Consider the following 20,333-nt stretch of genomic DNA (forward strand, 5'->3'; position numbering starts at 1 on the left):
CCGATCCTTCCGAAGGGCGGGCCTCACGAGGCCGCCCTTCGGAAGGATCGGCGGTCGGAGCACTCGCGAGCGCTCCGACCTTCTTCGGGAGGGCTGAACCGACGGGACCGTTCCTCCCGAACTCCGTTCTCCTCCCGAGCGCATGGACGACCTCGACGCGTTCAGAACAGTCTCGGCGTGGATTCGCGCGCGTCCGCCAAAGCCACGGCACGCCGCTCCTCAGCCCGCGTCCTGTCAGCCTGTGTCCGGTCAGCCGGTGTCCCGCCGGCCCGCGCCCCATCAGCCCGTGTCTCGGCGGCCCGCCTCTCCACGGCTTCGGGGCGGTCGAACAGCCAGAGCGGTGCCGGCCCGGTCGCCGGCCCGGTCGCAGGCTCTGCCGGCACCCTCGCGTCCGGGTTCCGTGATCCGCGCATCGGCCGATCGTCCGAATGGCGCGCTTCCAGGCCGTACCGACGGATCAGTGGGCGGGTGCGCTTGGCGAGCCATTGCCGATAGGCCTTCGGCGCCTCCGCGGACGCCCCGGGGTAGAGCGCCCGATACGACGACATCAGGTCGGGGCGGTGCTGCGACAGCCACTGCAGGAACCAGGGCTTCACCCCGGGGCGCAGGTGCAGCGCGCCGTAGATGACGTGGTCGGCCCCGGTGTCCTTGATCCGGTGCAGAGCCTCGTCGATCGCGGAGACCGAGTCGGTCAGATGCGGCAGGATCGGCATCAGGAACACGCCGACGCGGAAGCCGGCGTCGGCGAGGGCGCGCACGGTGTCGAGCCGCGCCTGCGTGGTGGGCGCTCCCGGCTCGATCGCCGCGCGCAGCCCTTCGTCGTACATCGCGATGGACATCTGCACGTCCACCGGCACCGATCGCGCGGCCTCGGACAGCACCGGGATGTCGCGGCGGATCAGCGTGCCCTTGGTGAGGACGGAGAAGGGCGTCCCGGCGGAGGCCAGAGCGCGGATGATCCCCGGCATGAGCCGGTAGCGGCCCTCGGCGCGTTGATACGGATCGGTGTTGGTGCCGAGGGCGACCGTCTCGCGATGCCATGACCCCCGCCGCAGCTCGCGTTCCAGCACCTCGGCGACGTTGACCTTCACCACGATCTGCGAGTCGAAGTCCCGCCCCGCATCGAGATCGAGATACGTGTGCGTCCCCCGCGCGAAGCAGTAGACGCAGGCGTGCGAGCAGCCGCGATAGGGGTTGACCGTCCAGGAGAAGGGCATGCGCGAGGGCCCGGGGACATGGTTGAGGGCCGACTTGGCGAGGACCTCGTGGAAGGTCATGCCTGCGAACTCGGGGGTGGTGACCGTGCGCAGGAACCCCGTCCGGTTCTCCATGCCGGGCAGCGCGGAGTCGTCCGTGTCGTCGATCCGTTGCCCCTGCCATCGCATGTGGATAGTCGAACAGAAAGACGAAACTCTGTCAAGCTTCTTTCGTGATTATCTTCGAATCAAGCGAACATCCAGAAGAGCAGCGAGAATGGGAGCGTGACCTTTCCGCGACGCCCTGTGGCCCGTCACGCCCTGGACGGGGCGGGGCGGCTGCGCATCTTCGTGCCGATCGGGATCGCCGTCACGATCCTGGGCGTGATCTGGGCGCTCGCCGACGGCTCGGCCGCGAACAGCGAACCCCCTGCAGCGGCCCAGGCCGCGCTCCCCCGCCCGGTGGTCGCCGAGCACCTCCCCGCGGTGGAGGTCGTGTCGGTCCCGGTGGCGGATCCCTGCGCCGACGCCGCGGTCCAGCAGGCGATCGCCTCGGGTGACGACAACGCGACCGTGGTCGCCTTCGGCGGAGGCGCGGCGTTCCGCGGCGCCGTCGCGACGGGCAACGCCCCCTGCGTCGACCTCGCGGATCCCTCGCGACTGTGGCTCGTCGTGAACAAGGCCAGGCCGCTCACCCCGGTGCGGTATGCGCCGGCCTCGCTGGGCGCGCCGGCCCTGATCAGCGACGATGCCGCCGGCCCGCTGCGCAGCGATGTCGCCGAGGCTCTCGACCGCATGTCCTCGGCCGCTCAGGACGCGGGCGTCGGCGCGCTGGGGCTGGGCAGCGGATACCGGTCCTACGACATGCAGGTGAGCACGTACTCCGGACAGGTCGACGCCTACGGCCCGGAGGAGGCCGACTCGGTCTCCGCGCGCCCGGGGTTCAGCGAGCATCAGACGGGCCTCGCCGCCGACGTCGAGGAGTGTGTGGGCCGCGGCGGCTGCGGCGGCATCAACGACTTCGGCGCCAGCCCCGCCGGGGCGTGGGTCGCCGAGCACTGCTGGGAGCACGGCTTCATCGTGCGCTACGTCGAGGGGGCGACGGGCTCGACCGGGTACGCGCCGGAGCCCTGGCATCTGCGCTACGTCGGGACGGAGATCGCGGGCGCTTACCACGCGGGCGGGTACACGTCCCTGGAGAGCTTCTTCGGCCTGCCGGACGCCCCCGACTACCTGCCCTGACCGACGATCCCGTGGCCGGCCGGCGTCTCCGGCGGTGTCTGGCGCGTTCCCACAATCGCGGCACTCGGTCTCACCATTCGTGAGATGCATTCCCACAATGGCCTGCCCGACGTCGCCGGTTCCGCCTAGAATCGCGGGAGCAACGACGCACAGAACGACATGGAGGAGTGCGCATGGAACGCGACATCTACGACGAGGACCACGAGGCATTCCGCGACGTCGTCAAGGACTTCGTCAAGCGCCACGTCACGAACGAGGCCATCGAGAAGTGGGAGACGGACGGCGAGGTCGACCGCGCCACCATGCTCGCCGCCGGCGAGGCGGGGATCATCGGTCTCTCGGTCCCGGAGGAGTTCGGCGGCGCCGGCATGCTGCAGGACTACCGCTTCCGCGCCGTCGTGAACGAAGAGGTCATCGCGGCCGGCGCGGGGTCGCTCGCCGGTGCGCTCGGCATCCAGGACGACCTCGCCGTGCCGTATCTCGTGCACATGGGCACCCAGGCCCAGAAGGAGAAGTGGCTGCCGCGGATGGCCACCGGCGAGATCCTCGGCGCGCTGGCGATGACCGATCCCGGCGCCGGGAGCGATCTGCGGGGCATCAAGACCAACGCGAAGAAGGTCGACGGCGGCTACATCCTCAACGGCGCGAAGACGTTCATCTCGTCCGGCAAGACCGCCGACATCGTCGTGACCTTCGTCAAGACCGGGGAGGGCAACCGTCCCGACGCGTTCAGCCTGCTCATCGTCGAGAACGGCATGGAGGGCTTCGAGCACGGGAAGAAGCTCAGCAAGATGGGCTTCCACGGCTGGGACACCGCCGAGCTGTCCTTCACCGACGTCTTCGTCCCGGAGGAGAACCTGATCAGCGGCAAGGAGGGGCAGGGGTTCATCCAGCTGATGATGAACCTGCCGCTCGAGCGGCTCTCGATCGCCGTCTCCGCGGCTGCCGCGACGCAGGCTGCCCTGACCTGGACGGTCGACTACACCAGGGATCGGGAGGCGTTCGGCGAGCGCGTCATCGACTTCCAGAACACCCGGTTCAAGATCGCCGACATGGCCACGACCGTCGATGCGCTGTGGGCGTACGTCGACCGGGGCCTGAAGCTGTACGCCGCGAAGAAGCTCACGGCCGAGGAGGCCGCTCAGCTGAAGTTCTGGGCGACGGAGCGCGAGTGGGAGGTGCTCGACACGGGCGTGCAGCTGCACGGCGGCTACGGCTACATCACCGAGTATCCGATCGCCCGCGCTTTCCTCGACGCCCGCGTGCACCGCATCTACGGCGGGACGAACGAGATCATGCGCGAGCTCGTCGGCCGTCAGATCGCCGGCAAGCGCTGACCCTCCCGATCCGATTCACAGACCGCCCGGCCGCCTCGTGCGCCGGGCGGTCTGTCGTCTGCCGGTCCGTCGTCCCCGCGGGCCGTGAACCCCGCGAGCCCGTGAACTCCGCGAGACTGCATCTGCGCAACGAGACTGCGGGTTTTTCGCGCAGTCTCGAGACGCAGATGCAGTCTCGCGGGGATGGGTACCGGGGCGGGGCGGGGCCGGTGGGGCGGGCTCAGGCGAGGGGCTCCGCGGCGAGGGCGCGGGAGGTCTTCGATGCGGGGGAGGAGGATCCGATCTTCCAGTAGCCGCAGAAGCTCACCGCGTTCTTGTCCACGCCGCGCTCACCGACCAGATGCTTGCGCACGCCGGAGGCGAGGGACTGCTCCCCCGCGCCGTATGCGTGGAACGGCGCAGCGGGCAGGTCGAGAGCGGCCAGCCGCGGGAGCGCGAGATCCCCCGGCGCGTCGCCGGATCCGCGCACGAGCCACTCCACGGTCAGGCCCTCGGGGTGCGGGAAGGCCAGCACATCCGCGTCGCTCGGTGCCTCGAGCAGCACCGTCCCCGTCGCGTGGGCGGGGAGCGACGCGCAGATCGACGCGATCGCGGGCAGGGCCGTCTCGTCTCCCACCAGGACGACGCGCTCCGTGCCGCGCTCGGGGTTGAACATGAGGCCCTCGTCGATGATGAGGACGGTGTCGCCGGGCTTGCACAGCTCGGCCCATCGCGAGGCGGGGCCGGCGGTACCGTCCACGGCGGATCCGTGCAGCACGAAGTCCACGTCCAGCTCCGCGTCACGGCCCTCGGATGCCGGGCGGAACGCGCGCACCGTGTAGTTGCGCATCACGGGACGCTCCCCGTCGGGGATCCGCAGGAACCGGAGGTAGCCGAAGACCTTGTTCGCCTTCGCGGGGACCCGGTCGAGTCCCGCCGTCCCGCTGACCGGGAGGAAGAGCCGGAACCACTGGTCGAAGCCCATCGGCCGGAAGCGCGTGAGCCCGTCCCCGCCCAGGGTGATCCGCCTCCAGTGCGGGGCGAGCGATTCGGTGCGGAGCACCGTCAGGGGGAGGAGATCGGGGTTCTCGGGCTTGACCAGTCTGCCGGCGGCCATGGTGGTCCTCTCAGGTCGTGTGCCAGGGGAAGGTGAGCAGGAGGATCGCGGCGGAGGCCGCGAGGAAGAGCACGACGAAGACCGTGTCCCGCGTGCGGAAGGGGACGAGATGGCGCTCGGTGCGCGTCGGATGGGCGCCGAACGCGCGGGAGTCCATGGCGAGGGCGACCCTCTCGGCGTGACGGATCGCTCCGGCGAGCAGCGGGACCACGTAGCCCCAGCCGCGGGCGATCCGTGCGAACGGCCCCCGGCCGCCGTGGTGACCGCGGACGCGGTGCGCGGCGCGGATGACCGCGAGCTCGTGGCCGAACCGCGGGAGGAACCGGAAGGCGGCCAGCGCCGTGTACCCGACGCGGTAGGGCACGCGCAGCTGCTGCACGCATGCGCGCACGAGGTCGGTTCCGGTCATGGTCAGGCCGCCGATCAGACCGAGCGCGAGGATCGCGCCGAGGCGGAGACCCGTCGCGAACCCGATGGCCAGCGCGCCGGAGCGCAGGGGCCACCCTCCGAGAGTCAGTGCGGGAGGGGTGCCGGCGACCTGCGCGGGATCGACCCAGAGGGAGAAGCCGATGCCGATCAGGACGATGCCGGCCGGGAGGGCCAGCAGGAGCACGGCGAGCACGCGACGCGTCAGGTGCGCGCCGGAGAGCAGGAGCAGATACGACAGCAGCAGGAAGGCGGCGGGGGTCGCGAGGTCGCGTGTGAACACGAGGAGCAGCATCGCGGGAAGCGGCGCGATCGCCTTGGCGAGGGGGTTCAGCCGGTGCAGCCAGGCGTATGCGGGTGCAACCGTTGCCGCATACGGGTCCGCGGCGCCGCGGGGACGCTCGGCGACGGCCGTCATCGGCCGGCCCCCGTCCACCGATTGGTCCCTGTCCCTGTTCTGGTCCCTGTCCTGGTCCCCGCGTGCGAGGCGGGCGCTGCCAGCAGCGGGCGGATCCGCGGCGGCAGGGCGCGGGTGACGGCCGGCAGCCGGAGGCCGGCCGATTCGAAGATCCCGTCATCGCCCAGGAGATCCTCGGTGGCCCCCGCGGCGTGCAGCCGTCCCGCGGCGAGGATGACCGTGGATGTGGCGTCGTCCGCGACGAGCTGGAGATCGTGGGTAACGATGAGGATCGTCGTCCCCTCCGCGCGCAGCTCGCGCAGGAGCGAGACGAGCTCCGCGGCCCGCGCCCTGTCCTGTCCGAACGTCGGCTCGTCGAGCGCGAGGATCCCGGGGCGGGCGATCAGCGCGGTCCCCACCGAGAGCCGCCGCTTCTCGCCGCCGGAGAGCAGGAAGGGATGCGAGTCCGCCTTCTTCGTCAAGCCGAAGCGGTCGAGCATCTCCTCGACGCGGGGACGGATCTCGTCCTCCGGGAGGCGCCGCAGTCGCAGGCCGTGCGCGAGCTCGTCGAACACGGTGTGGGCGAGGAACTGGTGCTCCGGGTTCTGGAAGACGAAGCCGATCCTCGCGGTCAGCTCGCGCGGGCTCGCTCTCCCCGGGTCGATGCCGTCGACGCTCACCCGTCGCCTCGGCGGAGGGACGACGCCTGCGATCGCCTGCACGAGGGTCGTCTTGCCCGCCCCGTTGGCGCCGATCACGGCAGTGAGCCCTCCCGCGGCGATGTCGAGGTCGATGCCGTGCAGGACCGGCACGCGTCCTCGCACGACGTCGAGTCCACGGATCCGGATGATCGGCTCCCCAGTGAGTGCTGCCGTATCCCGGTCGCCCGGGTCGTGCGTGTCGCCTGGGGCCGTCGGGCGCTCGCCGGAGAGGAGCGGGTGCCCGCCCTGGCGCGAGACCGCGTCGCGGAGCTCGTCGGGAGTGACCGGCAGTGGGTCGATGGGCAGGCCCGCCGCCCGCAGGCGGAGCGCGGCGACCGTCGCCGCGGGGAGCCAGACCCCCATCGCGGCGAGCTCGTCGACACGGTCGCGGATGAGATCGGGGAGCGGGCCGTCGAACGCGAGACCGCCGCTCTGGTCCAGGACGATCGCGCGCGTGGCGTAGGCCATCGCGGCGTCCAGGTTGTGCTCGACGAGGATGATCGCGTGCTCCCCGCCCTCCGCGAGCTCGCGGAGCGCGGCGTGGACGTCCTCGATCCCCTGCGGGTCGAGGTTGGCGGTCGGCTCGTCCAGCACGATCACGGGGGAGCCCATCGCGAGCGCGCAGGCGATGGCGAGGCGCTGCCGTCCGCCGCCAGAGAGCCGGTCGGGGTTCTCGGCCCTGCGCTCCCAGAGGCCGACCCGGCGCAGCGCGGCCTCGGTCCGCCGCAGGACCTCGTCGACCGGGAGGAGGAGGTTCTCCGGTCCGAACGCGACCTCGTCAAGGACCGTTCCGGTGACGAGCTGGGCGTCTGGATCCTGGAAGACCATCGCGACGGTGGTGCTCAACGAGGCGACGGGGGTGGCACGGGTGTCCCGGCCCGCGACCTCGACGGAGCCGGAGAGCTCGGCGTCGACGGAGTGCGGGATCAGTCCGTTCAGGGCGAGGGTCAGCGTCGACTTGCCGGATCCGCTGGGGCCGAGCAGCAGGAGGACCTCGCCCGGGTGCACGTCGAAGCTCACGCCGTGCGGCGAGGGGTCGCTCGCGCCGGCGTGGGTGAGGGAGAGATCACGCACGCGGATCAGGGGTGCGGATGAGGGCACGCGGAGACCTCGGAACGACGAAGGGCCCGGATGGGCGGTCCTTCAAATTTAGCTGAGCCTAACCTGACTCGCCAACCCCGCATTGGCGGACATCGACCCGCACCGACTCGGGCCGGCTCTGGCCGAACACCCGTGCCGGATCAGCCCCGGATCAGCGCTGGGCGACGCCCGCGCGACGGAGTGCGGAGCCGATGCCGAGGCCGACCGCCGTCCAGCCGACCGGGCCCAGCACGGCGATGGCGAGGTAGGCGATCCGTGCCCACAGGGGCAGCGCGCCCATGTCCACGGCGAGGAACACGACCGCCGCGATGACGACGCCGATCACGACGGCCGACACGAAGAACCGCCACGCGCCCCAGGAGCGGTAGCGGGTGAGGGCCGCGACCCCCTCCTGGATCAGGCCGAACAGCAGGGCGGTGCCGAGGAACCTCGGGAACCAGGCCGGATTGAACGCGCTGGCGACGAGGGCGGCGAGCACATGCGTGAGGAGGGCGACCAGGGGCCGGCGCAGCACCTCCTGGGCGATGATCCCCGGCAGCACGTGCGAGCCGAGGACGAGCCCGTACGCCCACGGCGCGATCGGGAGGACGACGAGGGTCATCCATCCGGCGACGCCGCCAAGGATGCCGGTCGCGACGCCGATGGCCGCGCAGACGAGCAGCAGACGGGTCGACAGGACGGAACGGGGCGGCACTCGCCCAGCGTACTGGGCGCCGCCGACAGGAGGGCGCGCCGGGCGCCGGGAATATCCGATCAGACCCGGCGGCGGCGTGGCATGAGTCGGACCGGGGGGATCGGCGGGGCGGGGATCCGCTCCGGCCCGTGTCCGACGACCGGGCCGAACCGGCGCGTCACGGCGACGCTCGGCTCCGCGGCATCCGGAACGGCATCGTCCGCGGCGACGCCCTCCGACTCCCAGTCCTCTCTCGCCTGCACGATCTCCTCGTGCGTGCGCGCGGCGAAGTTCCACCACATCACGAGATCCTGCGCGAAGGGCTCCCCGCCGAGCAGGAACAGCAGCGCCCCGTCGGTCGTGGTGACCTCGACGTCCTCGCGGGAGTCCCCGAGGAACAGCATCTCCCCGTGGGGCACCTCGACGGCGTCGACCCGGGCGTCGCCCTCGACCACGAGCACCGCGTGCTCCCAGTCGGAGGCGAGCGGGACGGACACCCGAGCACCCGGTTCCAGGCGGATCTCGGCGCCGACGATCGGGGTGTGCACGGTGGCGGGGGAGCGGACGCCGGCAAGCGTGCCGAGCACGACGACGGCCGCGGCGTCCGGTCCGTCCGTCGCGGGGAGGGTGAGCGCGGGGAGCCGCGTGTGCTGCTCGAAGCCCGGTGCGCCGTCGCGGGCGCCGTCGGGCAGGGCCACCCAGAACTGGAGCGCGTCCAGGGGGATGGGACCATCGCCGACCGAGTACTCGGAGTGCGCGATGCCCCGTCCCGCGGTCATGAGGTCGAGCTGCCCCCGGTGCAGCACGACATCGCTGCCGAGGGTGTCGCGGTGCCTGATCTCCCCCGCGAGCGGCCAGGTGACCGTCTGCAGGCCGATGTGCGGATGCGGCTCCACGCGCATGCGCACCTCGTCCGGGCCGAAGCGGTCCAGGAAGCACCAGGCGCCGATCGTCGGCACGTCGCGATGCGGCAGGGTGCGCCGGACGCTCATGGCCCTGACGCCGCCGAGCGGCACCTCCCTCGCCTCGAGGAGGAGCGTGCGGGGACCGTGCAGGCTCATCGTTCCGGAGGCTCCGGCCAGCGCACCTTCGCGCCGGCGATCTCATGGGTGCGGAGGTACTTCTCGATGTACGGGCAGTAGGGGATGATCGTGTCCCCCGAGGCGACGGCGTCGGCGAGCGCGTACGCGGCCAGCCGGGACGCCAGCCCCTGACCCTGGAAGGCCGGGTCGACCACGGTGTGCGTGAAGGCGATCAGCGACGGCCGCAGCTCGAACTCCGCGAAGCCGGCGAGCGTGCCGTCGGAGCGGATCTCGTAGCGGGACGCCTCGTCATTCCTGGCGATGCTGATCTCGGGCATGCATCCTCCTCAGTGGTGCATCCAACCTACGCCCCGGCCGGGATCCGCGGTGTCGGGCGGGCGTCGGCTGTGGAGAGTGGCCCCGGGCGTCGGTGGCGCTGGTTACGCTGGACGCATGCCTCCGCAGGATCCGCGCGACCCGTATGCCGGACTGCCTCTGCCCGAGGCGCCGGACGACTTCCTGGGCGACCCCTACGCCGATGTGCCGTGGGACGACGCCCCGCCGCCCGAGGAGGGCGAGTGGGCCGGCGTCCCCGAGGCGTCGCCGCACGGCAGCTTCCCCGCCCCGCCCGATCAGCAGCGCGCGGAGCCCGCTCCGAGCAGGTTCGGCACCCCGCTCGAGGCGTTGCGCACGGTCTACGGCTATGAGGCCTTCCGCGGCGACCAGGAGGCGATCATCGATCAGGTCGTCGCGGGCGGCGATGCGGTGGTGCTCATGCCCACCGGCGGCGGCAAGAGCCTCTGCTACCAGATCCCGGCGCTCGTGCGCGAGGGAACGGGGCTGGTGGTGAGCCCGCTCATCGCGCTCATGCACGACCAGGTCGACGCCCTCCGCGCCAACGGCGTCCGCGCGGCCTACCTCAACTCCACCCAGGGCGCGGCCGAGCGCGCCGAGGTGGAACGGGCATACCTGTCCGGCGGGCTCGACCTCCTCTACGTCGCTCCCGAGCGGCTGTCGAACGACGCGACGCTCCGGCTCCTGCAGCGGGGGACCCTCAGCGTCGTCGCGGTCGACGAGGCGCACTGCGTCTCCCAGTGGGGGCACGACTTCCGTCCCGACTACCTCGCCCTCGGCGGGCTCTCGGAGCGCTTCCCCGGGGTGCCGCGGATCGCCCTGACGGCCACGGCGACGCGCGAGACGCACCAGGAGATCACCGAACGACTCCGGCTGCCCGAGGCGAAGCACTTCGTCGCGAGCTTCGACCGGCCGAACATCCAGTACCGGATCGACCCGAAGGCCGACGTCCGCAACCAGCTGGTCTCGTTCATCCGCAGCCAGCCCGACGGGTCCGCGGGCATCGTCTACGCGCTCAGTCGCTCCTCGGTCGAGCAGACCGCGACCTTCCTGCGCGAGAAGGGCCTGGACGCCATCCCGTACCACGCGGGCCTCGACGCCGGCACGCGCGCCGCCCATCAGTCGCGGTTCCTGCGCGAGGACGGCGTCGTCGTGGTCGCGACGATCGCGTTCGGCATGGGGATCGACAAGCCGGACGTCCGTTTCGTCGCGCACGTCGACCTCCCCAAGTCCGTCGAGGGCTACTACCAGGAGACGGGCCGCGCCGGTCGCGACGGCGAGCCGGCCGTCGTCTGGATGGCCTACGGCCTCGGCGACGTCGTGCAGCAGCGCCGGTTCATCCAGCAGGGCGACGGCGACCGGATGATCAAGCAGCGGCAGAACCAGCATCTGGACGCGATGCTCGCGCTCTGCGAGACGGTCTCGTGCCGGAGGCAGAACCTGCTCGGCTACTTCGGCCAGGACTCCGGTCCCTGCGGCAACTGCGACACCTGCCTCGTCCCTCCCGAGAGCTGGGACGGGCTGGTGCCCGCGCAGAAGCTGCTGTCCACGATCGTGCGGCTGCAGCGCGAGCGCCGGCAGTCGTTCGGCGCAGGGCACCTCATCGACATCCTCCGCGGCGCCTCCACCGAGCGGATCCGCTCGATGCGGCACGACGAGCTGGCGACCTACGGCATCGGTGCGGATCTGACCGATGCGCAGTGGCGCTCCGTCGTCCGGCAGATGCTGGCGCTCGGGCTCATGCAGGCCCAGGGCGACTACGGGACCCTGGCGCTGAGCGAGGCGAGCGGCGGTGTGCTGACGGGGGAGACCCCGGTGCAGCTGCGCCGCGACGTCGTCACCCGCGCCGCGTCCTCGGGTCGGGCGGCGAAGCGCTCCGCGGCCGATGCCCTCGGCGAGGCGGACCGTCCCCTGTTCGAGGAGCTGCGGGCCTGGCGCGCGCAGACCGCCAGGGACCAGGGCGTCCCGGCCTATGTCGTCTTCGCCGATGCGACCCTGCGCGCCCTCGCCGAGCATCGTCCGTCGCGGGCCGAGGAGCTCGTCGGGATCACCGGCATCGGTGAGCGCAAGCGCGAGGCGTACGGCGAGGCCGTGCTCGAGGTCATCGCCGCCGCGTCCTGACCCCTGCCGGTCCTGTCTGGCCGGCCCCGCCTGGCCGGCCGGCCCGGATGGCTGGAATTCCCCCGGATGGCGGGCGTTCTGAGGGGCAGGGGGCCTGCGGGCGGGGGATCTTCATGCATCCGGCCGGAGCCTGCTCGACCCACGACGTCGGAGCCGCGACGGCGGGGGCAGCGATTCGGCGGCCATCGCCCGCGCAAGGCTCGACCCGCCGCCGAAGCCCACGTGGCGCGCGATGTCCCCGACGTCGAGGATGTCGTAGGCGGGGTCGGAGAGGAGCGTCCGGGCGAGCTCCACGCGTGCCCGCCGGATAGCGCGACGGGGTGTCGTGCCCCGTTCCCGGAACAGCCGTTCCAGCTGACGAAGGGACAGGTTCGCCGCAGAGGCGACGATCGCCGGGGTCAGTCCCGGATCGGCGTGGCGCACCATGATGACGGACATCGCCGCCTCGTATCGCCCGATCGGACGGGGTGCGCCGCTCGCGAGGACCGTCTCGACCAGGACGCCGGAGACCATCTCGTGCAGCAGGCGCTCGAAGTAGTAGCCGGTGACGCCTGATGCCTCCTGCCAGGCCCGAGGCTGGCGGAGAGCGCGGTCGACGAAGGCGTTCACAGGCCGGATCAGCTCGCTCGTGCGGGGGACGAGCCGCCCGTGCACCTCGCCCAGGTCGACTCCGTTCGCGGCGTCGACCGGGACGGCGAGCAGGAGCAGATCGGTCGGCTCCCGCACCAGGGCGGCGCCGTGGACCGGGAGCCGCTCCCCCACCAGCAGCGCGCTCTCGCCGTTCCGCAGCCGGCCGGGGGGAACGGGCGCGGTGCTGCCGAGATCGACGAGATCGACGGTCCCCGAACGCACGGAGAGGAGGTGCAGCTCGTCGGCGACGAAACGGGGCGGCCGCGCGATATCGCCCGCTCCGAACGATGCCAGGGCTACCCGGGCCGTCCCGAAGCGCACCGGGCGCATTCGGGAGCCGGTGACCGCGCGGCGCACCGGTTGCTCGAACGAAATCGACATCGACGACTCCATACGTCTGAGCCCGTCTGGGGATGCCCCGCCCGTGGGGAGGGGGGCGGGCGGGACATCCCCAGACGGGCTTCCCGCAGACGGTCGAGCTCGGGGTGGCCGTCTGCCGAGGTGCTCGGCGCATCAGAGAGATCCTCTCAGCGCCGAAGCCGGAGGATTAGTTCGTGGAGATGATCGTGCCGATCACGTCATCCGAGTCGGATGAGACGGCGATGCCGACACGGGGCTTGCCGCTGTCGAGGGCTCCCTCCCAGCGGATCGCAGGGGTGAGGACGGTCCCGCCGTCGACGATCGGCGCGTGCGTGAACTCGATCAGCGCTTCCGTCGCGACGACGAGCGTCCAGCCCGCCGCCTCGTACTCGGCGACGACGGATTCGAGGGTGATCAGCTGGAACTTCGTGCTCGTCAGGTTGCTGATCGACACGGAGAGCCGGCCGGAGTCGATCCCGGCCACGCCCGCGCTCGCGAACGTCACCTGACCGCCGCCGTACTGCGCGTAGCGGGTCGACGAGGTGACGCCGGCCTGGATCGCACCGGTGACGAGGGCTGTGGGGCTGGTCACATCGCTCGCCGCGGCGCGGGGGACGCTGACGGCGACGGCGATCAGGGGCACCGACCAGGCGGCTCCGGTGACGATCGTGCGGCGGCTGATCCCGCCGGACGTCCTCGCCGAGGAGGGGAGTCCCCCGGCGGTCGTGGAAAGGTTCTCGTGTGCGGCGGACATGCGCTCGTTCCTTGCTTCTCGGGATATCCGGCGATCCAGGGGTGACCGCCACATCAAGGGATATCCGTGCCCACGCCGCTCTCCGGGCGCGGAAGGGGGAATCGGCGCGCTCGGTATGGCCGTCGTCGTCTCGGGGATGGATCGGCGAGGGGATCGGTGGCGGGTTTGCCGCGTTTCGGGGATCGGCGTCAACGGAACGATCGTCGCTTCGGCTGTGGGGAGCCGACAAACGATGAGGAGGTCACTCCCCCGAGGGGTTGGCTGTATCTCACAGCTTCCTTCGCTCGATGTTGTGGCAGATCTACGATAGTGACGCCGCCCACCCTCGAGAGGATTTCCATGGTTGACGCTGCCATCCAGACGAGCACCACGCAGAGCACGGACGCGTCCGTGCCGCAGATCGACACCGCCCTGGTCGGCGACCTCCTGATGGGCACGTGGGCCGACACCCGCCGCCAGGCTCGCGAGCTGATCAAGGACTCCGCGTTCTGGCGCGATGACTCGCTGGGCAAGGACGAGCACCGCGAGCGGGTCCTCACCCAGATGCACCTCCTCGTCGAGAACAGCGCGGTGCACCGCGCCTTCCCGAAGCGCTTCGGCGGCGAGGAGAACAACGGCGCCAACATCGCCGGCTTCGAGGAGCTGGTCGTCGCCGACCCGAGCCTGCAGATCAAGTCCGGTGTGCAGTGGGGCCTCTTCGGCTCGGCCGTCCTGCAGCTCGGCACGGCGGAGCACCACGACCGCTGGCTGCCGGGGATCATGGACCTGTCGATCCCCGGTGCGTTCGCGATGACGGAGATCGGCCATGGCTCCGACGTCGCGGCGATCGGCACGACGGCGACCTACGACGCCGCGACGGAGGAGTTCGTCATCAACACGCCGTTCCGGGCGGCGACGAAGGAATTCCTCGGGAACGCGGCGCTGCACGGCATCGCGGCGACCGTCTTCGCCCAGCTCATCACCAACGGCGTGAACCACGGCGTGCACTGCTTCTACGTGCCGCTGCGCGGCGAGGACGGCGAGGACCTTCCCGGGATCGGTCGTGAGGACGACGGTCTCAAGGGCGGCCTGAACGGCATCGACAACGGTCGGCTGAGCTTCGACAACGTCCGCGTCCCGCGCACCAACCTGCTGAACCGCTACGGCGACGTGGCGGCCGACGGCACCTACACCAGCGCGATCGACAGCCCGGGCCGCCGCTTCTTCACGATGCTCGGAACCCTCGTGCAGGGTCGGGTCTCGCTCGACGGCGCGGCGTCCTGGGCCTCGGCCCTCGGCCTCTACATCGCGATCACCTACGCGACCCAGCGCCGCCAGTTCGACGGTGCGGACGGTCAGGAGACCGTCCTGCTGGACTACGGCAAGCATCAGCGTCGTCTGCTGCCGCGCCTTGCGACGACCTACGCGCAGCTGTTCGCGCACGACGAGTTCCTGCAGAAGTTCGACGGCGTCTTCTCCGGGCGCACCGACACCTCCGAGGACCGGGAGGATCTGGAGACGCTCGCCGCGGCGCTGAAGCCCCTGTCCACCTGGCATGCGCTGGACACGCTGCAGGAGTGCCGCGAGGCCTGCGGCGGTGCGGGGTTCATGTTCGAGAACCGGTTCGTGGGTCTTCGCGCCGATCTCGACATCTACGTCACCTTCGAGGGTGACAACAACGTGCTGCTCCAGCTGGTGGGCAAGCGTCTCCTCACCGACTACGCCCGCCAGTTCAAGGGCAAGGACACGGCGGCGCTCGCCGCGTTCGCCGTGGGCCAGACGGCCGGCAAGGTCTTCCACGGCGCAGGTCTCCGGGCGTTCGGCCAGGCCGTCGCCGACCTCGGCTCGACCGCCCGTGCGGTGGAGCACGGTCTGCGCGAGGAGCAGCAGCACGAGCTCCTCGCCGACCGGGTGCAGCAGATGGTCGCCGACATCGCCGGCCGGCTGCGTCCGGCGGCCAAGGCGTCGAAGGCCGAGGCGGGGCGCCTCTTCAACGAGAACCAGGCCGAGCTCATCGAGGCCGCCCGCGCGCACGGCGAGCTGCTGCAGTGGGAGGCGTTCACCGATGCGGTGAACCGCGTCGACGACGCCGGCACCAAGCAGGTGCTCACCTGGCTGCGCGACCTGTTCGGGCTCCAGCTCATCGAGAAGCACCTCGCCTGGCACCTCATCAACGGCCGCCTGTCCACGCAGCGCGCCGCCGCCGTGTCGAGCTACATCGACCGCCTGTGCCGCAGGCTGCGCCCGCACGCCCTCGACCTCGTGAACGCCTTCGGCTACGAGCCCGAGCACGTGCGCGCCCCCCTCGCCTCCGGCGCCGAGAAGCAGCGGCAGGACGAGGCGCGCGCCTACTACGCCGATCTGGCCGCCGGGGGCGAGGCCCCGGTGCTCGAGAAGACGCTGAAGAAGAAGATCCGGAAGTAGCACCACGATCGGGCCGGGCCTTCCCGGCCCGATCGTGGTCCGCGCCGGGGGTCTCCGGTGCTCGTGCTCGTGCTGCTCTTTGCCGACTATCCCGTGCTCGCGCTGCTCTTTCCTGCTTGCGCTGTGTAGATCGGTGTAGCGCGAGCGAGAAACAGCAGCGCAGGCCCAGGGAAGCAGCGGGCTCGGGGAATGGCAGCGGTTTCAGGAAACTACAGCGGCCCCGGAAACAGCGGCCCCGGAAACAGCAGCTTAGGAAACAGCACGCGGGGAGCGTCAGGCGGTCGTGGGGGTCTCCCGCGCCGTGCCGGCTACGCGGTCCGCGAGGTGGTCGGCGAGCGGTCGGTCGGTGGCGAGCACCACGCGGACGGTGGCGCCGGGGTGGTCGAACGCCCCGCGCCGCTGACCACGCAGATCGCACACGGTCTGACCGCGGCCGGGGCCGTCGGTGACGTCGACGACCACCGGCACCGCCGGCGCGTTCACCGGCGTGATCGATCCGACGGCGATCGCCGCGGCGAGCGGATCGTGCAGCGCGCTGCACCGGCGGCCGTAGGAGTTCGTGTAGAAGTCCATGTAGAAGTCGAGCATCTCCCCGACCGCGGAGGCCACGGGGGAGTCTGACGCGAGCAGCCGGTCGCGGTGCTCGGTCTCGAACACGTTCTCCATCGTGACGTCGAGCGGGACGAGGGTGACCGGCCAGGGAGCCGCGAGGACCGCCGCCGCGGCTTCGGGGTCGTTGGCGATGTTGGCCTCGGCGACCGGGGTGATGTTCCCGGCGGCGAGAGCGGCGCCGCCCATGATCGTGACGCCGGCGATGCGGTCGGCGAGCGTTGGGTCCTGTGCGAGGGCGGCGGCGAGATTGGTGAGCGGTCCGACGGCGAGTACCTCGAGGGCTCCGGCGTGCTCGTGCGAGAGGCGGATGAGGAGGTCTGCCGCGGTGCCGTCTGCCACGGGGCGGGCGGGCTCGGGCAGCGAGACCTCGCCGACGCCGTTGCTCCCGTGCACGTACGGTGCGCCGCCGTCGTAGGGCCTGGCGAGGAAGTCGTGGCTCCCCACGGACACCGGGACGTCCTCGCGGCCGGCGAGATCCAGGATGCCCAGGGTGTTCCGCGCCGCCTGGCGGGCGTCGGTGTTGCCGCTGACGGTGCCGATGCCGGCCAGGACGATCTCGGGCGAGGCGAGCAGATAGGCGAGGGCGAGCGCGTCGTCGATCCCGGTGTCGCAGTCGAAGTAGAGGGGACGGAGGGGGGAATCAGTCATGTGATGTGGTGCTCCTGTGCCGGTGGCGGAGGATGACCGCCCGTTCGATGATGGCGGACGTCGACCGATTCCGGTGCATCCCGGGCCGAGCTGCGCGCGGTGCGGCGTGCTTGAATGAGGCTGGACCGCACCCGACCCCCGAACAGGAGCCTCCATGGCCGCGCCCCTCGCCCTCGCCGTCGTCGGCAGCATCAACGTCGATCTCACCGCGCGCACGGCGCGTCTGCCGGAGCCCGGCGAGACCATCGGCGGAGGGCGGCTCGTCCGGGAGGCGGGCGGGAAGGGCGCGAACCAGGCTGCCGCGGCCGCCCGGCTGGGCGCTGCGGTACGGATGATCGGCGCGGTCGGCCCCGATTCGGACGGCACCTGGATGCGGGAGGAGCTGAGCGCCGCCGGCGTTGACACGACCGCCGTCCGCGCCGGAGTCGAGCCCACGGGAGTCGCTCTCATCGTCGTCGACGCCGAGGGGGAGAACCAGATCGCGGTCTGCGAAGGAGCCAACGGCGAGGTCTCCCTCGACGGCGTCGAGCTCGGCGCCGATGAGGCGGTGCTTGCCCAGCTGGAGATCTCGATGGACGTCGTGACGGCGCTCGCCGAGCGTGCACGGGGGTACTTCGTGCTCAATGCCGCGCCCGCGATGGACATCCCCGCCGCCGTCCTGGAGCGGGCGGACCTCGTCATCGTCAACGAGACGGAGTACGCGCTCATCCCGGCCCTTCGGACCGCACGCCGTGTGGCCGTGACCTATGGCGGCGACGGCGCGAAGCTGTTCGAGGGGGGCGTCGAGATCGCTTCAGCGCCCGCGGTGAAGACCGAGGTCGCCAACACCGTCGGCGCCGGCGACGCCTTCTGCGCGGCGCTGACCGTGGGGCTCGCTTCGGGGATCGCACCGCAGCGGGCGCTCGCCGCGGCGTGCGCGGTCGGGGCGGCCGCGGTCGCCGACCCCCGTTCGCAGCCGCACCTCGCGCCCTTCGACGAGTACCTCGCCTGAGGCTCTCCCTGAGGCGGGCGTCGGTCCGCTGTCCGAGGCCGGCCGTAGGGTGAGGTCATGACGACTGCCGACATCGACGACCGTCCGCGCTGCGCGTGGGCGGGCACCGATCCCGAGTACCGCCGCTACCACGACGAGGAGTGGGGGCAGCCGTTGCACGGCGATCGGGCGCTGTTCGAGAAGATGGCGCTGGAGGGCTTCCAGGCCGGGCTCTCGTGGATCACGATCCTCCGCAAGCGCCCGCGTTTCCGCGAGGTGTTCTCCGGCTTCGATCCTCGGATCGTCGCCGACTACGTCGAGGACGACGTCCTCCGGCTCCTCGCCGACCCCGGGATCGTCCGCAACCGCGCGAAGGTCGAGGCGACCATCTCCAACGCCGCGATCGTGCGGGACATGGCGGACGGGGAGCTCGATGGCCTGATGTGGTCCTTCGCCCCGGATCCCGCAGGCCGCCCGCGCCCGCGCAGCATGGCCGATGTCGCGGCGGTGACCCCGGAGTCGGAGGCGCTCAGCAAGGCCCTTCGCGCACGGGGGTTCCGTTTCGTCGGACCGACGACGATGTACGCCCTGATGCAGTCGGCAGGGATGGTCGATGACCACCTGGAGGGATGCTGGCGCGTCAGCGCCTGACCGGCTCCAGCACCTGACCGGCACCGGCACCTGATCCGCCCCGGAAGGGACGGCCGCTGTGCGCTCGGCGAGGCTCAGCGGACGGCGTCGGCGAGGTGACGGGCGTTGTGGCCGAGCACCTTCACCATCACTCCGTGACGGCGGAGGGCGGAGACGGTCTGCGCCTCCTCCTCGACGTCACGGCCCAGTGCGTGCACGTTCGCGACCACCAGCACGTCGCCGGGGTTGAGGGTGTCGATGAGGCGGGAGATCCGGTCCCCCCAGCTCTCCAGGATGTCGGGGGCGGGGTGCCGGAACCCCTCGATCGGCACGCCGAAGCGCGTGAGGTCGTCGCGCTGCTGGACCACCGACGGCATGCCCTCGCGCGAGACGACCAGCCCGACCAGCCGTGAGCCCTCGGGCCGCGCCGACCACCAGTCGCGGTTCTGCTGGAGCTGCGTGAAGCACTTGGGGCACTCCGCGGCGGGGTGCGGCAGGTGCAATGGACTCGTCAGCGCGTCATCGATCGGCGTCTCGCTCACCCCGGCACCTCCTGCTCTCTTCGTGTGTCCCTCCATTGTGCCCTGTGCCACCGACATGCGGGTGGGCGAGGGGTCGCTCCGGGGTCAGATCAGGCCCAGGGCGCGGACGGCGTCACGTTCCTCGACGAGCTCCGCAACCGAGCGGTCGATCCGTGCCCGTGCCCAGTCGTCGATCTCCAGACCCTCGACGATCCGCCATTCGCCGTCGACCGATCGCACGGGGAACGAGCTGATCAGGCCCTCCGGCACGCCGTACTCGCCGTGCGAGACCACGGCGGCGCTCGTCCAGTCCTCCACGCCGTCGGTCGTGCCGGTGCCGAGCGCCCAGTCCCTGGCGTGGTCGATCGCCGCGCTCGCGGCGGAGGCGACGGAGGACGAGCCGCGGACCTGGATGATCTCGGCACCGCGCTTGGCGACCCGGGGGATGAAGGTCTCATCGAGCCAGGTGCGGACGTCGCCGACGCGCGTCGCCAGGGCGTCGACCGCCGAACGGCCATCGACCGTCGCGTGCGAGACGTCCGGGAACTGGGTGGCCGAGTGGTTTCCCCAGATGGGGACGCGCCGGACGCGGGCGACGGGGACGCCGAGCGTCTCCGCGAGCTGCGCGCGGGCCCGGTTCTCGTCGAGCCGGGTGAGAGCGCTGAAGCGCTCGGCGGGGACGCCGTCGGCGGAGGCCGAGGCGATCAGGGCGTTCGTGTTGGCGGGATTGCCCACCACGGTGACGCGGACTCCGGGGGCTGCGGCAGCCGCGATCGCCGCTCCCTGAGGGCCGAAGATCCCTCCGTTCGCGGCGAGCAGGTCGCCGCGCTCCATGCCCGGTCCGCGCGGACGGGCGCCGACGAGGAGCGCGTGATCGCATCCGTCGAAGCCGACCGCGGGGTCATCGGTGACCTCGACGTGCTCGAGCAGTGGAAAGGCGCCGTCCTGGAGCTCGAGAGCCGCGCCCTCGGCCGCCCCGAGGCCGGCCGGGATCTCCAGCAGCCGGAGTCGGATGCCCTCACTCGTGCCGAGCAGGTCGCCGGCCGCGATCCGGAACAGCAGCGCGTAGCCGATCTGTCCGCCCGCACCCGTGATGGTGATCGTCGTCGTCATGTGTCGAGCCTACGTCCGCGCGGTCC

18 protein-coding genes are annotated in these 20,333 nt (G+C 71.6%); 6 read left to right on the plus strand and 12 right to left on the minus strand.

From position 1 onward, the window contains the following. Positions 1-161: 161 nt before the first annotated feature. A complete protein-coding gene (locus J2Y69_RS05510; protein ID WP_310018402.1) occupies positions 162-1,385 on the minus strand; it encodes an Rv2578c family radical SAM protein in 1,224 nt (407 codons plus the stop codon). Positions 1,386-1,481: 96 nt separating this feature from the next. Here J2Y69_RS05510 and J2Y69_RS05515 point away from each other — a divergent pair, with 96 nt between their 5' ends. Together J2Y69_RS05515 and J2Y69_RS05520 are read left to right on the plus strand one after the other, a co-directional pair. Further along, on the plus strand, positions 1,482-2,438 hold the full coding sequence (locus tag J2Y69_RS05515; RefSeq protein ID WP_310018404.1) for a M15 family metallopeptidase: 957 nt from the start codon (positions 1,482-1,484) through the stop codon (positions 2,436-2,438). Positions 2,439-2,611: 173 nt separating this feature from the next. Continuing rightward, the gene (locus J2Y69_RS05520) at positions 2,612-3,775 is read left to right on the plus strand and encodes an acyl-CoA dehydrogenase family protein (protein ID WP_310018406.1); all 1,164 of its coding nucleotides are present in this window, start codon (positions 2,612-2,614) and stop codon (positions 3,773-3,775) included. A 220-nt stretch (positions 3,776-3,995) separates the two neighbouring features. Here J2Y69_RS05520 and J2Y69_RS05525 read toward each other — a convergent pair whose 3' ends face one another. From J2Y69_RS05525 to J2Y69_RS05550, 6 genes are all read right to left on the minus strand, one after another. Then, positions 3,996-4,871 (minus strand): siderophore-interacting protein, encoded by an 876-nt coding sequence (locus J2Y69_RS05525; RefSeq protein ID WP_310018408.1) that lies wholly within the window; start codon positions 4,869-4,871, stop codon positions 3,996-3,998. Between the two features lie 10 nt (positions 4,872-4,881). Then, positions 4,882-5,715 (minus strand): energy-coupling factor transporter transmembrane component T, encoded by an 834-nt coding sequence (locus tag J2Y69_RS05530; RefSeq protein WP_310018410.1) that lies wholly within the window; start codon positions 5,713-5,715, stop codon positions 4,882-4,884. Then, a complete protein-coding gene (locus tag J2Y69_RS05535; RefSeq protein ID WP_310018412.1) occupies positions 5,712-7,496 on the minus strand; it encodes an ABC transporter ATP-binding protein in 1,785 nt (594 codons plus the stop codon). Before J2Y69_RS05535 ends, J2Y69_RS05530 begins: the two co-directional genes overlap by 4 nt. 151 nt (positions 7,497-7,647) lie before the next feature. Further along, positions 7,648-8,190, minus strand: a complete 543-nt coding sequence (locus J2Y69_RS05540) for an ECF transporter S component (protein WP_310018414.1) — start codon at positions 8,188-8,190, stop codon at positions 7,648-7,650. Between the two features lie 59 nt (positions 8,191-8,249). After that, the gene (locus J2Y69_RS05545) at positions 8,250-9,230 is read right to left on the minus strand and encodes a pirin family protein (RefSeq protein ID WP_310018416.1); all 981 of its coding nucleotides are present in this window, start codon (positions 9,228-9,230) and stop codon (positions 8,250-8,252) included. After that, the gene (locus J2Y69_RS05550; protein ID WP_310018418.1) at positions 9,227-9,529 is read right to left on the minus strand and encodes a GNAT family N-acetyltransferase; all 303 of its coding nucleotides are present in this window, start codon (positions 9,527-9,529) and stop codon (positions 9,227-9,229) included. Before J2Y69_RS05550 ends, J2Y69_RS05545 begins: the two co-directional genes overlap by 4 nt. A 115-nt stretch (positions 9,530-9,644) precedes the next feature. Here J2Y69_RS05550 and recQ point away from each other — a divergent pair, with 115 nt between their 5' ends. Beyond that, complete coding sequence (gene recQ / locus J2Y69_RS05555; RefSeq protein ID WP_310018420.1) at positions 9,645-11,666, plus strand: DNA helicase RecQ; 2,022 nt, start codon at positions 9,645-9,647, stop codon at positions 11,664-11,666. A gap of 111 nt (positions 11,667-11,777) precedes the next feature. Here recQ and J2Y69_RS05560 read toward each other — a convergent pair whose 3' ends face one another. Both J2Y69_RS05560 and J2Y69_RS05565 read right to left on the minus strand, forming a co-directional pair. Then, on the minus strand, positions 11,778-12,677 hold the full coding sequence (locus tag J2Y69_RS05560; RefSeq protein WP_310018422.1) for a helix-turn-helix transcriptional regulator: 900 nt from the start codon (positions 12,675-12,677) through the stop codon (positions 11,778-11,780). A 166-nt stretch (positions 12,678-12,843) separates the two neighbouring features. Next, the gene (locus tag J2Y69_RS05565) at positions 12,844-13,410 is read right to left on the minus strand and encodes a hypothetical protein (RefSeq protein WP_310018424.1); all 567 of its coding nucleotides are present in this window, start codon (positions 13,408-13,410) and stop codon (positions 12,844-12,846) included. 339 nt (positions 13,411-13,749) lie between these two features. On the opposite strand from J2Y69_RS05565, the gene J2Y69_RS05570 reads away from it, so the two are divergent. After that, positions 13,750-15,813, plus strand: a complete 2,064-nt coding sequence (locus J2Y69_RS05570) for an acyl-CoA dehydrogenase family protein (protein WP_310018426.1) — start codon at positions 13,750-13,752, stop codon at positions 15,811-15,813. Between the two features lie 273 nt (positions 15,814-16,086). Here the strand turns inward: J2Y69_RS05570 and J2Y69_RS05575 are convergent, their stop codons facing one another. Further along, the gene (locus J2Y69_RS05575) at positions 16,087-17,073 is read right to left on the minus strand and encodes a nucleoside hydrolase (RefSeq protein WP_310018428.1); all 987 of its coding nucleotides are present in this window, start codon (positions 17,071-17,073) and stop codon (positions 16,087-16,089) included. 154 nt (positions 17,074-17,227) lie between these two features. On the opposite strand from J2Y69_RS05575, the gene J2Y69_RS05580 reads away from it, so the two are divergent. Together J2Y69_RS05580 and J2Y69_RS05585 are read left to right on the plus strand one after the other, a co-directional pair. Next, complete coding sequence (locus J2Y69_RS05580) at positions 17,228-18,064, plus strand: PfkB family carbohydrate kinase (RefSeq protein WP_310018430.1); 837 nt, start codon at positions 17,228-17,230, stop codon at positions 18,062-18,064. 57 nt (positions 18,065-18,121) lie between these two features. After that, on the plus strand, positions 18,122-18,694 hold the full coding sequence (locus J2Y69_RS05585) for a DNA-3-methyladenine glycosylase I (RefSeq protein WP_310018432.1): 573 nt from the start codon (positions 18,122-18,124) through the stop codon (positions 18,692-18,694). Positions 18,695-18,768: 74 nt separating this feature from the next. Here J2Y69_RS05585 and J2Y69_RS05590 read toward each other — a convergent pair whose 3' ends face one another. Beyond that, a complete protein-coding gene (locus J2Y69_RS05590; protein WP_310018433.1) occupies positions 18,769-19,215 on the minus strand; it encodes a recombinase family protein in 447 nt (148 codons plus the stop codon). A gap of 84 nt (positions 19,216-19,299) precedes the next feature. After that, a complete protein-coding gene (locus J2Y69_RS05595) occupies positions 19,300-20,307 on the minus strand; it encodes a malate dehydrogenase (protein ID WP_310018436.1) in 1,008 nt (335 codons plus the stop codon). Positions 20,308-20,333 lie beyond the last annotated feature (26 nt).

Origin of the sequence: Microbacterium resistens, assembly GCF_031456305.1 — a bacterium.
Taxonomy (GTDB): domain Bacteria; phylum Actinomycetota; class Actinomycetes; order Actinomycetales; family Microbacteriaceae; genus Microbacterium; species Microbacterium resistens_A.

Coding starts and splice junctions, on each gene's coding strand:
- J2Y69_RS05510 (WP_310018402.1), bottom strand. CDS start 1,385: ATGCGATGGCAGGGGCAACGGATCGACGACACGGACGACTCCGCGCTG.
- J2Y69_RS05520 (WP_310018406.1), top strand. CDS start 2,612: ATGGAACGCGACATCTACGACGAGGACCACGAGGCATTCCGCGACGTC.
- J2Y69_RS05525 (WP_310018408.1), bottom strand. CDS start 4,871: ATGGCCGCCGGCAGACTGGTCAAGCCCGAGAACCCCGATCTCCTCCCC.
- J2Y69_RS05530 (WP_310018410.1), bottom strand. CDS start 5,715: ATGACGGCCGTCGCCGAGCGTCCCCGCGGCGCCGCGGACCCGTATGCG.
- J2Y69_RS05545 (WP_310018416.1), bottom strand. CDS start 9,230: ATGAGCCTGCACGGTCCCCGCACGCTCCTCCTCGAGGCGAGGGAGGTG.
- J2Y69_RS05550 (WP_310018418.1), bottom strand. CDS start 9,529: ATGCCCGAGATCAGCATCGCCAGGAATGACGAGGCGTCCCGCTACGAG.
- recQ (WP_310018420.1), top strand. CDS start 9,645: ATGCCTCCGCAGGATCCGCGCGACCCGTATGCCGGACTGCCTCTGCCC.
- J2Y69_RS05560 (WP_310018422.1), bottom strand. CDS start 12,677: ATGTCGATTTCGTTCGAGCAACCGGTGCGCCGCGCGGTCACCGGCTCC.
- J2Y69_RS05565 (WP_310018424.1), bottom strand. CDS start 13,410: ATGTCCGCCGCACACGAGAACCTTTCCACGACCGCCGGGGGACTCCCC.
- J2Y69_RS05570 (WP_310018426.1), top strand. CDS start 13,750: ATGGTTGACGCTGCCATCCAGACGAGCACCACGCAGAGCACGGACGCG.
- J2Y69_RS05575 (WP_310018428.1), bottom strand. CDS start 17,073: ATGACTGATTCCCCCCTCCGTCCCCTCTACTTCGACTGCGACACCGGG.
- J2Y69_RS05580 (WP_310018430.1), top strand. CDS start 17,228: ATGGCCGCGCCCCTCGCCCTCGCCGTCGTCGGCAGCATCAACGTCGAT.
- J2Y69_RS05585 (WP_310018432.1), top strand. CDS start 18,122: ATGACGACTGCCGACATCGACGACCGTCCGCGCTGCGCGTGGGCGGGC.
- J2Y69_RS05595 (WP_310018436.1), bottom strand. CDS start 20,307: ATGACGACGACGATCACCATCACGGGTGCGGGCGGACAGATCGGCTAC.